Raw genomic sequence first — 16,905 nt, 5'->3', positions numbered from 1 at the left:
TAATGAAAACCTGTAGAAGATGCTGGTGCTTCACTCTTGTAGTAGACACCATGTGTAAATCCTGCAAAACATTTATATCGAAAATTGTTCAAACAACCGAACAGAAATAATTGAATGCAACAGACCGACTTTGAAACAGTCTCGGGGAAGACTGCGGCAATATTGGATGTTATGCGGTTTAATCCGCGGTTCACACTGCTCATCATTGTGCTTGGAGTGCTGTCAGCTACCATGCAGGGCATCGGCCTCAGCTTTCTTTTTCCGATTATTGAGAACATTCAGTCACCTGAAAAAATATCTGACGCCGGTGGCGCTCTTAATATGTTCACTAGCCTATATGACTCTCTTGGTATTCCGTTTACTCTTGGTAATATTATTTTCGGCGCGATACTCATACTGACGCTCCGATACTCAGCGGCATTCATTTTCGGTTGGCTTCAACAGGCACTACGCAGCTATTACATTCGGGATCTCCAGGAGCGTATGTTCGATACGATACTTGCGGTTCATCCCAGTGAGTACGACAATTTCCAGTCGGATCAGGTTCTTAATGATATAATTACTGAAACCTACTACGCTGGCCGTGTTATCCAGCGGTTCACAAGCTTTTTTGAGATATTTTTGCTCACACTAGTGTATTTTGTAATAGCTTTCTCTATTTCATCAAAAATGACAGTGGTTTCATTTTCATTTTTGATCTTTGTCGGGGCAGGACTTGTATTCCATCTTGAGTCAGGATATGAACTTGGTAACCGTGTTGCACAGGGCAACGCAAAACGTCATGAAATTGCACAGACTACTGTACAAAACCTTCGTGAAATACGACTGTTTGGCTCCGAGTCGGAACTACGCTCGGAATTCCAAGCAGGTGTTAATCGGTTTACCAACTCTCGTATTCTACTCCGCAGAAACCAGAATGCCATCAAATATACTTACGAATTAACTGTCGCTATATCTGTACTTGTCCTGCTTTATTTGGGTCTTACTGTTCTTGAGCTTCCGGTGAGTCTACTTGTTCTATATTTGGTGGTCATGGCAGAGATTGGCCCGAGTCTGAGTTCACTCCATTTAAAATACTATCAGATACAGAACGACCTCCCTCATTTGGTTTGGGTTCAACAGTTCATGGATCGTGTTCCCGCAGACGGTAATGAACTGGATGACGAACCCGATGGTGATCATGGTCAGACGAGCCCCCCCGAAACAATTACTCGTATCTCGTTTACTGACGTGACATTTAGTTACGACCAAGACAAATATGCTATTAATGAACAGGATCGAACGCTGGATAGGGTTTCGTTGGACATAACCGCCGGGGAAGCAGTCGCAATTGTGGGAGATTCGGGGGTCGGAAAATCGACGTTCTTGTCCCTGCTTGCAGGGATTTACGAACCAGAATCTGGCGTCATCTATATAAATGACCGCCAGCTCAACGAATTATGCAGTAACGAATGGTACAAACGGATCGCATTTGTTCGTCAAGATCCACCGATGTTCCATGAGACCCTAGAATCGAATCTCACTATTGGTAACCGTCAAGTCTCTAAATCTGACATTGAGCGGGTGTGTAAATTGACCTGTCTTGATGAAGTTATCTCAAAACTACCACACGGCTATGAAACTATTTTGGGTGATGAAGGGGCGCGACTTTCGGGCGGACAACGACAACGGGTTGCGCTCGCAAGAGCACTATTACGAGATCCCGATTTATTACTTCTTGATGAGGCAACAAGCAAACTTAATAAAAAACTTGAAGAGGAGATCCTCTCGGCTATCTCTAATTTAGGGATCACAATTATTTCTGTGACACCTCGAATCCCACCTAAAGATTATTTTGATCGGATCTGCAAATTTTCAGATATACAACAGAGATCTGACACAGACAGCGATTATTCGGCACCTTCAGCTGCACAATCATCACATGTGGATGGAGATGGTGTGAACAAATCTGTTGGTCAATACAAAAAATATAATAACCCAACTGTTAAACAAAACTGTATGTCTAACGAAGGTAATAATAAATCAGACATGAACAGAAGAAATGTATTAAAACTAGTAGGTTCAGGGGCGGCAGTTGCAGGTGGATTCGGACAGTTTTCAGAGGTTGCATCGGCACAAGAAGGTCAAAAACTCGGCGAGATTAGCTTCCCAAGTACAGGTAGTGCTGGAGTTAGTAACACTTTCAACGGCGAGTTTCTGATGGTCGTTGACGGATATACGACCAACGAAATCGATATCTATGAACCATCACCGCAGAAAGATGCTGTTGGAACACACATTGCGACAAAGATCCTACCGGTCGATATCAGTGGGGCAACATGGGATCACACTCGAGGCCGGCTATGGGCTACTGAAGGTCGTGATGGAGAGTTTTACTTGATCGACATCGGTGACCAAACTGAGAGCGAAGAAATTGATCCAAGTGCGGTTGAAACACGATTTACACTCTCCCAGCAGGGATGGCCAGCCGATGGGTTAGCTTATGATGGTGAGTCAGATTCGATCTGGTGGACATACGATGGGAGTAACACCGTCTGGCAGGTTGATACTGATGGTACAATAGAAAACGAAATCGTCCCGGAGCGCACTGAGAATGGTGAGGACTTTATTCATCACAGTGGCATTGCGGTCGGCAAAGAGAAAGATGGTCGGAAAACGCTATATTTAGGCGACAACGCTGAAGAGGTCGGTGAAAACAGGAACTATATTGTTCGGGTATTCGCTGATAATGGCGAGAATATAACTACGTATGCGGACGTTCCGTTCCGTGTAGAAGATATCGCCTGTGATCCCGTTACCTATGGGGATCAAGAGGCTATTATTGTTAAGGATGCAAACAATAATAAGTCGACCACGTTTCGAGTTGAAGATGGAACCTGCCCTGTTGCTTCAGGTTCTCCTGATTATACTGTACTCCAAGAAGCACTTGATCAGTTCGAATCAGCATACAAATCCCTTATGGAAGCACATTTCAGGGGACAGGGTGCTCACGAGGCAGTGCTTTACCACGAGTACGGCGAAGCGTACGCAAACCGGCTTGTCGACTATTGGGGATACAAAACAGGGGTTGTCTCAGATGAAGAGGTCACAGATGGCACCCGTGAACTTGCTGATGCAAGTCTTGAGATGATCCGTGATGAGGTTGGCTTTGAGTATGACGATACCGATGCTGAGATACTCTATGAGTTTTATGATGAACTATTCTCAAAATTAGAAGCAGCGACCACACTTGCTGAGAGGAAACAGATCGCTGAGGAGTACTACGTTGGTGAGTATGAGGGGCAAAATACAGCACTCACCTTTGACGACGGCAAAACAATCGCCGATGGCTTCTCCGAAGATTGGGAACTTAGAACGGATATCATTGATGAGTTGACCGCAGATGGAGAGTTAACACAGGATCAGATTCAACGCGCTGCGACGGGACTTACAGAGCGATCTGAACGACTCCGAGCCCGTGGTGAAGAGATTGTCGAGAGTATGGTCGCAGCCGCCAAGGAGCTTGAACACCAGTTTGAGGATACGCAGAAGGAAGTACAAGCGAGAACATTCGAAACCGAATCAGCGGTGGAAACAGATGAGGTGGACACAGAAATTGAACCCGCAAGCGCGATCCTCATCGGCACTGCGCTCGCAGCAATTGTCTCGTTTGGGGCTGGCTATGTGGTAAGTAAGTGTGGAACAGCAGGAGCGGCGGCACAAATGAAAGGTGTGGAGTTTGAGACTGTTGACATCTCGGTCACACCGGAAGATAACGCAGCTCACTCAGCGGTGATGACCGGTATCTCGCTCGGACAGATTACCCAAGAAATTGGTGCAGCTATTAGTTCTGAGGGTAACACACAAACCGAGCCCGAATCGGTTTTTGGTGCATGGGTCACTGGAAATTTTGTAGCTGGAGCAAAGGCTGGAGCCTACGATGTTGGACTAACCGGTGCTGAGCTATTTGCCCAGGCTGGGTTTGCACAGTTTGCCGATGCCCAGATTCGCAATCTTTCTCTACCGGATATCGACAATGAAACGCAGGTCGATCCGCTTAATTCGTTTGTCGGGGGCATCAAGCAGTTTATCGATGATCTCCCCGTTGTTGGTGACTGGGTCTCCTTTGGACCGCCGACCAATGGGAAAGCAACAGGAAGTATTGAGATAGAAAATACCGGCTCGGTTCCGTTTCGGCCGACATTCGAAGTTGACTACCGCCTCCGGAATGATCGTGATAAGTTTAATTCAGCATACAAAGTAGAAATTGATGGAGGAGACTCGGTTATTGGTAGCAACGATGGCCCAAAAACCTACGACATCACATATCAGGTGCCGACAGATGAAGGGTTCCTCACAGGTGAATTGGATGTCTCGCTTGGGATGTCGCCGGAGAGTATTGTGCCGACAGAGGATGCGGTTATTCCTGTTAGTATATGTGAACTTGATTACAACGCAATCGAAGCAGATACTGCAAAAGACCAATTTACGGTTCAAGAGGAGGTAATGGTCGAAACTATCGCGGAGGACACAATCTCAGAAGGAGATGTAAAATCAACAGAAATCACGCCGGATCCAGATTTACAATCTGTGACCGCTGAACTTGATTATGACGGGTATACAACGGACTTGTTGGTATCTGATACATCCGGTAACCGTACCGGTTACGACTATCAGAGCGGAACCGAAATAAACGAGATACCAGGTGCAACATACTCCGGTCGTGCTACCGACCAAGGGAGTAATGAATGGGTCACATTACAACAAACAGACGAAACATACACTATCGAAACCAGCGCACCGGCACTCGTCGCAGAGACGGATACATCTGCAGAGACTCACGATCAGGAGACTACCGATGACTCGCCATACGAAGAGATGACAGGGCCGAATACGGAGTCAACGCCAACTGTGAGCCCAACGGACGCACTGACCTCTTCATTTACGATCACCACCGAAAATAGACCGGAACTAGCTCCGAAGCTTTCAACCACACCAACCGACTTCAGGCTGCACGCTGATCAAGACGATCAATCGATCACCGGTACACTGGTAATTCAAGAAGTTAACGGAGACCAAGCCGCTGAGGACGTTTCACTCACCACAACGCCACTAACTCATGAGGATGGCAACGAATCGATCTTGCCGGACGCCGTCACGTTCACATCTGATGGCGTAACTGTTGCAGATTCACAAGCGATTGAGATCACTGTCGCCCTCCCCGACGAGCCGAAACCGGGTAACTACAACGGGACATTGAGCGTGGAGTCGACAAATACTGACTCGATTTCTTGTGCGTTCCGTGTCGTCGTAGAGACCGCATATGATATTACTACGTACGCGGGACCGGAGGGTAAAATCGGGCCACAGGGACTTGGCAATGCGGCCCGCGATTATCGCAACGGGAAGATTGACCCGCAACTCCTTGGAGACGTTGCCCGGGCGTTCCGGACGAACGAACGTGTAATGTAATATCTTCACTACTCGTTTTTTTATTGTATTCGATATACTGTTCTTGAACAAGTAGTACCAGGTAAGTAGTTTATACTGTCTGACGGTAAGAACCGGTAGCAACAACAAAGCTTATTATATCCCTCTTAGTTACCCCCTACCGGAGTGACACCGTAACAAATGCACGGCACAAATCGGCCGTATCGGCAGACAACTACAGTTCTACACGGATCAGCGGCCGGTTTGGCCCGGTCGCGCTCGACCACGACGCGACACCAATGAGTACAGAGATGACCGCGTCAGACGATTCCGAGGACGAGAGCGTTACTCGGACGACGATCAAAGTCGACGATGCTGTTTGGCGTCGCGTTCGGTCGGAGGCGATCCGTGAGGATAAGAAAGTCTCGGAGCAGCTCGAAGCGATCCTTCGGGAGTACTTCGAGATCGATGCAGACGATGCATAACGACGACAACGAAATGTTACAACATACAACAGCCGGTGACTCCGGCACGGTACGTAGTACAGCCCAGTCAATTACAACGGGCGCGGCTAGCCCGTATGCGGAGGTACCAGCATGAGTGGTACGCGAGAGAAGTTTAATGCGGTCTTCTTTGCGGCCATCATGGTGCTGTCGATGGTCGCCTTCGGAACCGCGTTTGCTGGCAGTGCGGCGGCAATCGACTCCGCCGAAACAACGGCGGAAGACATCGACTTAACTGCAGGTACAGTCACACAAGAACTCAACTTTACACTGCAGAACGGTACTGATTACGCTGATAGTGGCGGTGTAAGTGCGGAAACAACTATCAACGTGAGTGAAACCGGTGCTGATCTCAGTGTTTCGGGTGTTTCACTCGACAATGCAACTGCTGTCGGTGGCACTTCCGGTGGCACTGATTTTAGCGGGACTCAAGTCACCGAAACCTCTGATACGGCCAATGACTATGTTAATGTAACCGTTGATGAGTCTCAGCTTACCGGTGGTGAAGCCAACGCTATCGACATCACCGTGACAGTCACGTACGACGACGGTACCGTCGCCAGTGACCTCACGCACACAATCGAGTCTGACGGTGGATCAGCCGGCAGTGGCGAGACTGATACTACTCCGACTTTCGACGTTCTCGGTCTCGAAATCACGAACGTTGAACCGGCTGGCGATCAGGTGATTACACAGGGTAGCGACATCCTGTACAACGTCACCGTTGAGAATACTGGTGCGAACTCCGAAACCGGTGTTGAGGTCGCCGTTGGCGGTGCTGGCGGAAGTGCCAGTAACACCACGACTGCTGTCCCTGCAAGCGGCACAGTCGAGTTTACTGAACTCAATCCGTCGACCAGCAACCTCGCCACTGGAGATACGGAAGACGCGACTATTACCACGAACTCTGACGGCGCGTTTGCTCACGACACGGTCGTCAACACGGTGACCGCTCGTGATGACGATAACGCCCTCATTAGTGGTGAGATTACGGATCGACAGAACTTGGCAGGTATCGACACTGCGGTTGCCGAACGGCTGGAAGTGACCATCGTCGAAAGTGGTAATTCTGGTGGCACCACAGTGGTTAATTCGGTGCCGTTCTCGGACTTCGATACACTCGCTGGCAACAACCCACTCGTCGATACGGCCAACTTCATCCCCGGCGAGACAGATCAGTATTCGATCGAGCTGGCAACCTTCGGACAGGGCAGCCAGTACGACATCACGATTAACGATCCTCAGAATGAGTTCAGCACGCTCGCTGGATCGACTGAGCCTCTCGGGCCTGGCCAGAATGACGATCAGCCACTTCGACTTCAGCGTAACGTTGACGCTGACCGGCTGACCGTCCTCGACGACGGTGAAGTTGACCGAATCGAAAGCGACATTGGCAGCGGTGCTGTCCCGATCGACCCGGCTCCGTCGAGCCTCGAATCGACGAGTGATGATGTCGATGCAACTGTCACGCTCGACACATTCACTGAAACAGCTGACACCACCGACTTCGGCACGACTGCCGGTGAACTTGCACCGTACGATGATCAAACCGGCGAAGTCGATGTTACGGTGGCAAACGTTGACGACGCAACCTTCCAAGGGAACGTCAACGTCGATCCTGATCCGGCTGATACCGACGAAAACGGTACGAGCTCAGTCGATGTGAACCTTGACTTCGCGGGTGCCGGCGTCACTCCGAGTGACGTTTCCGAGACCGTGAATGTTGATCTTGAATTCAACGCATCGACGAATGCCAGTGCAAGCGATACTGTCACTGTCTCGTTCGTCCCCGATATCGGCGATACCGGGACGATTTCCGGTGATGTTGATGAGGTGAACGAAAGCATCGGCCTCGGTGTTGAGAGTAACGTCGAATCCGCTGAGAACGTCCCGGTTCACGCTGTTCAGATCGACTCGGTACTTGACAACAGTATCACCATCGAGGACGGTCTCTCACTCGAAGACGCACCAGCCAATGTCGACGGAACGGCCGTCAACAGTGAGGATCCGGCTGACAATGTCCGTATTGCAACTGACGACCAGTTCCGCGTTGTGACTTACAGCGACGGGGAAGAGATCGTGCAGGATCCCCGCTCTGATTACATTGTCACAACAGGCGCAACTACTACTGAAGTCGTCCAAAACGAGACCGAACCTGGGTTCAACATCCTCAGCGAAGGCGATCAGAACCCAATTGACGTACACTTCCTGCAGCCGAACGAGTACCAGGTTCAGCAGAAGGTGACGCTGACCCTCGCTGATAACTCACAGGAAACGCGTTGGCTGAACGCGACGGTGAATGAAGCACCGGGCGCACTCGGTGGCACTGGCGCGGCGCAAGCCTCAGCGAATGATGTCTTCGATGTTCCTGACGACCAAGACCTCACGTATGAGGCCATCGAAGAGCAATTCAGCTCCGAACGTGCTGTTCCGACCGACCGAACCAACAGCGATGGTGAGTTCGAACTGCTTAACCTGCCGACCGCCGCAGGTGGCTCGCAATACCTTGTTGTTGCAGGTGCCGGTGATTCCGAATCCGCAGACGGTCAAAACCGGATGGGATTCGCTAACTTCGCCGGTTACAGCGTCGTCGATGTTGACGACAACGCTGATGCAACTCCGAGCAGTGTCGACCTAAGCGTCCAGCAGTACGAACCGCTTATCGATATCCAGTATGACCTTGATGCCACTGTCGAAGACGCTGACGGTGAGCAAGTCAAGGAAACGAACATCGCACAGGGTAACGATCGAACTGTCGAAGTTCAGGTCAGCAGTAGCGAAGTCGGTGCCAACGAGGAGCCAACTCCTGTTGGTGCTGGCGTCGAACTTGATGATCTCTCGCTGATTGACAACCCTACCGATCCGAATAGTGTCGGATCGCTTGACTTCGATAACCTCGAAACGAATGAGGACGGCGTTGTGACGGCCACCTTCGAGGCCGCCAGTGCCGGTGACGGAACCGTGAACGTCACGGCCTCCGCATCTGACGACACCGCAGGCGGTGCGTCGACAACCGGAAGCCAGCAGGCTGAAGTGACTGTCTTCGGTGCGGCAACGATCACCGGGGACGTTGTTAACGAAAACGGTAACAACCTCCCGGGTGCGACGCTCCGACTCTACAAAAACGCAAATGACGTTGACGTGGATGGAGCCGCTGTCTCAACCGTTGAGGCTGGTGACGAGGGTTCATACACCTTCATCGAGAACCAGACCTCCGGCGAGCGGCTTCAGTCCGGTCAGGATTGGGTTGTTGAAGCCGAATTCGACGGCGATACTGAGACCCGAGCGTTCAACGACATCAGCACAGGCACTAACGACGGTGACATCGTGATCGTCGGCGGTGACCCGGCAGCAAGCGCCAACTACCAGATCGGCGGCGATCTCGGTAGTCAGACGGCCACCGCTGGTGAGGAGACGTCCATCGATGTGACTGTCTCGAACCAAGGTCAGGCAGAAGGCGACCAGCAGACCGTTGAGTGGGTTGTTGGTGGCAATGTTGTTGACAGTGCCACCGTTGGCCCGCTTGATGTGGGTGAGAGTGAGACGGTCACGCTCACGACCACTGTTCCTGCCAACCTTGCAGGTCAGACTGTCGGCTGGTACGTCCAGACTGACGACGACAGCACGGAGGATGACGGTACCTCCCTTGTCGTCCTGACTGAAGATGGTGAAGAGCCGACCATCATCACCTACGCTGGTGATAACGGAGTCGTCGGCCCGCAGGGTCTCGGTGACGCTGCTGCCGACTTCCGTAACGGTGAGATCGGACCGGGCGAACTCGGTGACGTGGCTGCCGCGTTCCGTAACGGCGAACCGGTCTTGTAGATCTGACGGACACTCTTTCCGTCTTCACAACCGTTTGCGGTCATTTTTTTATCTGACGGCTGAACACCGTACGTAACTCGATTACTTGGTAGCTCTGCCAGTACTCTTACTGTCCTGCTGATCAATCTGCTTTGCGTGTACGTTGTAGTATAGCGACCCCGACGCCAGCGACGGCCCCAACGCCACCGGCTTCGTGCATTGTCCATACTATTGAACAATTCAATACAATTAACAAAGAGCTAACTGATGAGCAGTACGCTTGCTTTGTTTGAGGGTATAGGGTGTCATAGAACGATTCACATGGGCGAATAAGGAGGGCGATCACCAGTTCAAATCCCATATTTACGATCAAAACAGTAGGCTAGTTCAAAGAAACCGCTATACTACAGGTGTGTGAACCGTTTTATGACACCCTCATATTATGATAATCTATTTACTGATAGAGTGTATTCAGCCGATCATGTCTGAAAAACGATTGTTGGTCAAAAATAACCATTTGAGTCAATCACGACGGAACGTAATGAAACTCGTTGGTAGCACAGTAATTGGTTCAACGTTAGCTACGACATCCGGAAGTGCCCAGAGTGTAACTCAAATCGAAGACTGGAACGATCTTAATGCCATTCGGAATGATCTTAATGGTGACTACGAGTTGGCGAACGATCTCGAAGAGGATACTCCGGGCTACGACGAACACGGAGATGGTTTCAAACCTATCGGTAGCGAGGAGCCGTTCACTGGCATATTCGACGGTTCCGAACAGACGATTTTCGACCTGACGATTGATCCTCCGGATGAAGAAGGAGTTGGTCTCTTTGGAACTGTGGATGATGCCACAATTCAAAATCTCATACTTAGCGATGCCACAATTAACGGCGATAGCTACGTTGGGACTGTTGTCGGTATTGCTGAAGGCGAAACAACTGTCGAAGGAATCACCGCTGACGGTACCGTCGAGGGATCTGGTGACAAAGTCGGAGGTGTTGTTGGAGAATCACGAGACGAAGTACTCGTTAGCAACGCTGATTCTGCAGTTGATGTTACCGGGCGAGATGATGTTGGAGGCGTCGTGGGTGAAAACGACGATCAAGCCGCTATTAGAGACTCCGAAGCCACCGGAACTATTGAGTGGCGCTCAGAAGGATCCGAAATAAGCGGCGCAGTCAGAATCGGTGGTATTGTCGCTAAAAATGACGCTCCGGATGCCACTGTTGAGAACTGTCGATCAGATGCTGATGTGCAGGTACTTGATAACTATGTATATGATGAAGACAGTGGCGAAAATGGCAGTGTGCACGCAGGTGCCATAGCCGGGACGAATGATGGACTCATCGAGAAATGTGTTACAACTGGCACCGTGACTGTTGAAGACAACCCAGACACGCATCCAGAGGAGAACCGTCGCACGACCAACTTAGTCGGTGGTATCGTCGGACACAACAGTGGTGACGATCCGCAAGAATGCATTGTACGCCAGTGTTACTCGGATGCGACCATTACTGTGAGCGACTCAGTCGGTCCTACTGCCGGAGGAATAACCGGTGTGAACTTTGGTACCATTGAAGATTCCTATGCGACCGGTGCCATTGATACTACCGAAGGTGATTTCCCAGTGGTTGGTGGACTTGTCGGTAGGAACTCTGGTTTCGAAAGCGACGGCGTGATTGAACGCTGTTTCGCGGCTGTTGATTTCTCTATAGATACAATTGAAGATTCTCCACTCAACCTCGGCGGTGTCATTGGAGATAATCGACCCGAAACAGAGGCATCGGATCTCTACTGGGACACAGATGTGAGCAATGCTGACGTAAGTATTGATGGATATGATGGCACGATTACGAATATCACCGGTCTGAGCACCGCTGAAATACAAGGCGAGGCCGCTGCCGAGAACATGGATGCGCTGGATTTCGATGAGACGTGGGATGTCGTGACTGATCCGGCTGATTATCCGGTGTTGGCGTGGCAAGACGAGCCTGTTGACGAACCGACTGATGGGGAAATTGAAGGCGATATCACGATTACGTTGAACAACGTCGGGGTCTCAGCGTGGGAAGTAACCTCTATTGATGGTGATGATGATGTTGCCTCAACAATTGAGGATAATCCAACACTCACGCTGAAACCGGGGGAACGATACGTGATTGAAAACGACGGACGGGATGGTCATCCGCTTGAATTTCGAGATGAAACTGGCGGCCCATTGTTGAGCCAGTCTAATTCAGGAGAATTTGAAGATGATAGTGAAGTTGAGTGGGTCAACGAGGATGATGAGCTTGCGTTCACGCTTACTGAGGAACTGGCCGATGCGATAAATAGCTATATTTGCACCATTCACCATCAAATGGAAGGAGATATTCAGATTTCTACAGAAGAAGACGAAGAGGTTGAGGCCCCCGGTGACGTAACCATCCCAGCCGAGTACGTGAGAGATAATGGACAAGTTGGCCCAAGTGGACTCGGTGATGCTGCCGCTGACTTCCGCAGCAACAAGATTGATCCCGGGACGCTTGGTGATGTGGCTGCTGCTTTCCGCAATAGCAGTTAACGTTCTTCTCTCTACCTTCTGTAAAAGCCGCCATGAGAGCAGCCTCATGAAGTTTTACTCCACAGACATATCTACCGAGAGACGCGAAATATGCAAAACTTTAATAATCATCACCAGGCGCAATAGCTGTAAGTGCGAGGGTGTCATAGAATACTTCTCACACCGTGATCACGGTACTTCCTGGATTGTCTCCTCGTTCGTAGTTGGTGATTGCGACAACGAGACGAAGGCACAGCGCGAGAAAGACCTGTGCTCGCGCATGGACGCGGCCTCGGGGTGCGTTCGCCCGAGGCCACAGTCTTCACTGCTTCATTGGTACGTTCGACGCCACTCCGCCGGTTGTACGTCTCGTCCAGAGTTGATTGCTTCATCTGTACGTCCTCGCTGTGGTCGGTGATGCGATCTTCGACCCTGTACTCGATGTTTTTCGGGTCGTCAGTGTTTCGCGCGTTGTACGGAGCCACTGGTACGACGCCTGCAGCCAGCAAGTGGTCGTGCCAGTCGAGCGTGTCGTAGGCACTGTCACCGACCATCCACAGCGGCTTGGCCACGGCGAGCGCGTCACGCGTGACCCGCATCGCCGTCTCCTCTGGTGCTTGTTTACTCTCGGTGAACTCCGCTGCTATCGGGATTTTTTGCCCGGTCGAAACAATCGTGCAGCCGTATCCATGGTAGCACTCGTCAGCCATAGGATCGTAGCACTTTGAGGCATCTTGGTCAGCAGGCATCGCCCTCACGTCGGTCGAATCGATGCAGTACGTCACGTTGAGCAGGCCGCGGCGGGCGGCCTGCTCGACAAGCCTCCCGAAGACATCGTCAACAACGTGTCCGAGGTCGGTGAGAAAGCGATCGACCGCGTCTCTCGACGGCGGTCGATCGAACCCACAGCTCAGCCAGACAATCGTGTTCCGAAGCTCTCGTGCAACGGGTCGAATGCCGTAGATGTCCTTGTAGTAACAGTGAAGAAAACCGCGCATCAACGCGGGTGGCTCGTGGTCTCGTGTTCGCCCCGTCTCCGCCGGGGCGGACACGTCGAACTCTTCGAGAAACTCGAAGGAGAGATGCTCAAACAACGCAAGCGTCTCTGTCTCCACGACATTGAAGAACGAGTCTACCGAAGGATCATTTTGCAGGGTCGCTGAACTCATTCTACCTCAGCGTTCACCCTGCTCTATAGTGTGCTACTCGTTCTATGACACCCTCTGAGGGTAAGCTAATACTGGGGAGATCAAAAACAGAGCAGCGTGTCGGAATTGATGTGTGTCTCCTCAAATCACCCACGATACCGATAGGCAAGCTATCGGATCACTAGCTATTCTAAGACCGCGAACGTTTGCGCCGTGAACAGCGAAAACTTAGACGAAAAAAACACAGCTCAAGCAACTGGACAAGCAACGCCAGAGGGTGGTAGAGTGTCTTGACCTCCTCTGTATGGCGTGGCATTATGACTGTTCAGCCTGTAAAGGGAGATAGTCACTAATATTGGCCTCAATTCAGACACAGTTCCGACTAATCCACAAAACATATACCCCACCTTGGGGTATGATCTGATGCATGTGTCAGTGTGTCCGATAGCTGAATTCGGAGCACTGTCGCATTTCCGTAAAACATGACAGATAATAATTCATATCGTACCAAAGGAAAAGCAGTCTTCCTGGCTGCGATCATGGTACTGTCCGTCGTTGCCCTGTCGACTGCACTCGCAGGGAGTGCAGCGGCAGCGGTTACATCGGCCGACCGTACCATCGAGAATAGCGACCTTGCGCCTGGTGACCAGACGCAAGTGACAGTTGAAGTAGAGACCGATGCGGATAGCCCCGATCTTCGCATCACAGACAACCCCGCTGAAGAACTTTCCGTCAGCGGTGTCGAAGGTGATGGTGAAGAAACCATTGTTGAATACCAAGAAAATAGTAACACGGTATTCGGCAGCTGGGGCGGAGTTAGTACTGCCACGGTCACATACACCGTGACTGTTCCGAACGATGCCCAAGATGGTTCCACCTACTCAATCGACGGGACTTCGTCTGACGACGGCGAAAGCGTCGATATCACCGGTGACAGCGAGATCACTGTCTCTGACGGTGGCTCAGAGGACCCCAACAACGGTGGCTCAGAGGATCCCGACAACGGTGACTCTGACGATGATCCCGACTCCGACTACAACCTTGATGGCGGCCCGGCAACTGTCGGCCCGGCTCCGTTCACCGGATACGATGGGGTCGAAGGCAACATCGTCTGGCAGGGCCAAGAGGTAACTATCAATGATCTTGGTCTTGTCAATCCAGACGGCGATATTCAGCTCCGCGAGCGCGTCGATTCGGATTCGACCCGTCTCGCGTCCGTGATTAGTGCCTCGGGTGACTCCGTCACCTTCGATACCGAAGAGCGAGAAGCTGGCGACTACTACCTTCGCGCGGACGGTATCGACCTCACCATCCCTGATGGTGATTCCGCACCGACGAACACCTTCGAGGTCGCCGAGCAATCCCTGACCGCTGAGTTCGACGAGTCCTCCGTCACTGACGAAGGGCAGAACTCCGATACGGACTTCGAGTTCGAATCCAACCGAAACAACTACCCGATCAACGTTACCACCAGTAGCGGTGATCTCAGTGCTGAGGATCTTGCAAACATCTTCGTTGCGGGATCGAGCTTCGATCTCGCAACCTCGAACGTGAACGACGATGACGACACGATCTCGCTTGAGCCTGTCGAGGACAGCGACGAATTCGTTGTCGACTTTGCACAGGCTGACATCGATACCGGCGAGTACGAGTTCGTCTTCGAAGGAACGGACTCGACCGCTGAGGATACTGACTCGATCACGGTCAACGAGGCCGACCAGAACGCTGAGTTCACCCAAGGTGTCACGCAGGACGCCGCTGGTGATATCACAGGCTTCAATCTGACGCTCGAAGATACGAGCGACACCTACGTCCAGATCGGTGGTGAGGACTCCGACTTCGTTGATGTCCTCTACATCGAGGTTGACGACGGTGACGAGCCAGTTCAAGTCGACATCAACACTCGACTACTCGGTAGCAGTGCTGGAACCGATGCAGTCTACGATACCAGCAATACCGATACTTTCCAGAGCGAAGTTCACGGCGAAATCACCGATGAGAACCTTCCGTCCGACGATGGCAGCGTGCAGCTCTACGAGGACGATGGTGAACTCGCTGACGGTAGCAACAACTTCGAGGCCTACGTTGAGGCCCTTGGTATCGCCGACATCGGCGAAAACCAGATCACGCGACCGCCGCAGTCGACCGACTACGAGGTAACGGCGGCCGGTTCGAACAGCGTTGATTACGTCTTCGACGCCGACCCTGGCGGCGAAGCCAACGATGAACTCGGCAGCAAGGTCATCGAACTCCAGCAGCCGGAGATCGGTGAGGTCGTAACCCACACCGCGCCTGAAGAGGATGCTGATGAGGACTCCGAGGTCGATGAACTCCTCGATTCAGTAACCGCGCGCGAAGAGATCGCTGTCAACGACCGACTTGTCGTCCAAGTTGAGGCAACCGGCCTCTACGGCACGATGGTCGCCGCCCCGGACGATGATCGAAACCTGAACACCGACTTCGACCGACTCTCCGACGGTGCATCGAGCACTGTCCTTCACAACATCGTTGACAACAGCTACGACCAGATCGACTTCTCGATCGAAGCCGAGAGCGCGACCGGCAACCAGGATCCGCTCGAAGTCGATCTCGACAGCAGTGACTCCGACGCCTACGTCGTTATTGATGAGGACAACGGTCAGTTCTTCGTTGTTGTCGATACGAGCTCCGACGACGCCTTCGCTAACGGCGACGCACCGGACTCCGACACCGACTTTACGGCATCGATCGAATACGATGCTGACAACGATGACAACCGGTTCTCCTGGGAAGACAACAACAACGCTCCGTTCAACCCTGACAACAACGCGGACAACTACCCGTACCTGCTGCAGGGTGAAACCCTCAGCAACAGTGCAGATCTGACGCTCTCGCCGCGCTCGATCGTCTACGACAACCTGAACGACGACCGAGTCGTTGAGGTTGCCGCCGGCGAGGACGCTGAGGTCTCCGGTACGACGAACGTTGCGCCCGGCTCGGATGCGACGATCCGCGTCAGCTCGACTGACGCCTCCTCGTCGTTCCGACAGGGTAACGATGTCAACATCTCCGAGGACGGTTCGATCACGACCACCTACGACCTGAGCGATCAGGAAGCCGGTGATGAGTTCGAACTCAACTACCAAGTCGCCGGTGGCAGTGTCGGCTCCGCCGATGGAATCATTGTTGAATCTGTCGACACTGGTGACGACGGTGAGGAGACCAACGAGACTGACGACGGTATGACTGACGATGGTGACACCAACGAGACCGACGACGGTATGACCGACGACGGTGATACCAACGAGACCGACGACGGCTCCACCGACGACGGAACGCCCGGCTTCGGTGCCGTTGTCGCGCTGGTCGCTCTCATCGGTGCCGCCCTGCTGGCCGTCCGCCGTCAGAACTGATCTGACGTGCTGACGCCCACTGGGCTTTACCCCTGACTACCGGCTTCGTGCCGGCCCTCATTTTCCGTTATTTTCGACCGCTGAGCTACAGCAGGCGGTAC

Annotated in this window: 5 protein-coding genes and 2 pseudogenes; 6 read left to right on the top strand and 1 reads right to left on the bottom strand. The window is 52.0% G+C overall.

What is annotated here, in order from left to right:
• Positions 1-114: 114 nt before the first annotated feature.
• The 4 genes from EWF95_RS03620 to EWF95_RS03605 all read left to right on the top strand — a co-directional run bounded on the left by EWF95_RS03620 (position 115) and on the right by EWF95_RS03605 (position 12,285).
• Positions 115-5,451, top strand: coding sequence for an ATP-binding cassette domain-containing protein (locus EWF95_RS03620; protein WP_142442695.1), 5,337 nt, complete (start codon positions 115-117; stop codon positions 5,449-5,451).
• A gap of 257 nt (positions 5,452-5,708) precedes the next feature.
• Positions 5,709-5,894, top strand: coding sequence for a hypothetical protein (locus EWF95_RS03615; protein ID WP_142442694.1), 186 nt, complete (start codon positions 5,709-5,711; stop codon positions 5,892-5,894).
• Between the two features lie 111 nt (positions 5,895-6,005).
• Complete coding sequence (locus tag EWF95_RS03610) at positions 6,006-9,737, top strand: surface glycoprotein (protein ID WP_142442693.1); 3,732 nt, start codon at positions 6,006-6,008, stop codon at positions 9,735-9,737.
• 460 nt (positions 9,738-10,197) lie between these two features.
• Complete coding sequence (locus tag EWF95_RS03605) at positions 10,198-12,285, top strand: GLUG motif-containing protein (protein WP_185911686.1); 2,088 nt, start codon at positions 10,198-10,200, stop codon at positions 12,283-12,285.
• Positions 12,286-12,442: 157 nt separating this feature from the next.
• On the opposite strand, the pseudogene EWF95_RS03600 reads toward EWF95_RS03605, so the two are convergent.
• Positions 12,443-13,433: pseudogene (locus EWF95_RS03600) on the bottom strand (transposase).
• A gap of 461 nt (positions 13,434-13,894) precedes the next feature.
• Here EWF95_RS03600 and EWF95_RS13900 point away from each other — a divergent pair.
• A pseudogene (locus tag EWF95_RS13900) lies at positions 13,895-13,969 on the top strand (surface glycoprotein); the annotation flags it as partial.
• 285 nt (positions 13,970-14,254) lie between these two features.
• Positions 14,255-16,804: a BGTF surface domain-containing protein gene (locus EWF95_RS03595; protein ID WP_246055617.1), complete on the top strand. Its 2,550-nt coding sequence runs from the start codon at positions 14,255-14,257 to the stop codon at positions 16,802-16,804.
• Positions 16,805-16,905 lie beyond the last annotated feature (101 nt).

The sequence above is a fragment of the Halonotius roseus genome, from assembly GCF_006861655.1.
Taxonomy (GTDB): domain Archaea; phylum Halobacteriota; class Halobacteria; order Halobacteriales; family Haloferacaceae; genus Halonotius; species Halonotius roseus.
The sequence above is the reverse complement of the archived record's forward strand: the minus strand, read 5'-3'. Positions and strand labels throughout refer to the sequence as shown.

What these genes read in the sequence shown, in the direction of transcription:
- EWF95_RS03620 (WP_142442695.1), top strand. Translation starts at nt 115, where the DNA reads ATGCAACAGACCGACTTTGAAACAGTCTCGGGGAAGACTGCGGCAATA.
- EWF95_RS03615 (WP_142442694.1), top strand. Translation starts at nt 5,709, where the DNA reads ATGAGTACAGAGATGACCGCGTCAGACGATTCCGAGGACGAGAGCGTT.
- EWF95_RS03610 (WP_142442693.1), top strand. Translation starts at nt 6,006, where the DNA reads ATGAGTGGTACGCGAGAGAAGTTTAATGCGGTCTTCTTTGCGGCCATC.
- EWF95_RS03605 (WP_185911686.1), top strand. Translation starts at nt 10,198, where the DNA reads ATGTCTGAAAAACGATTGTTGGTCAAAAATAACCATTTGAGTCAATCA.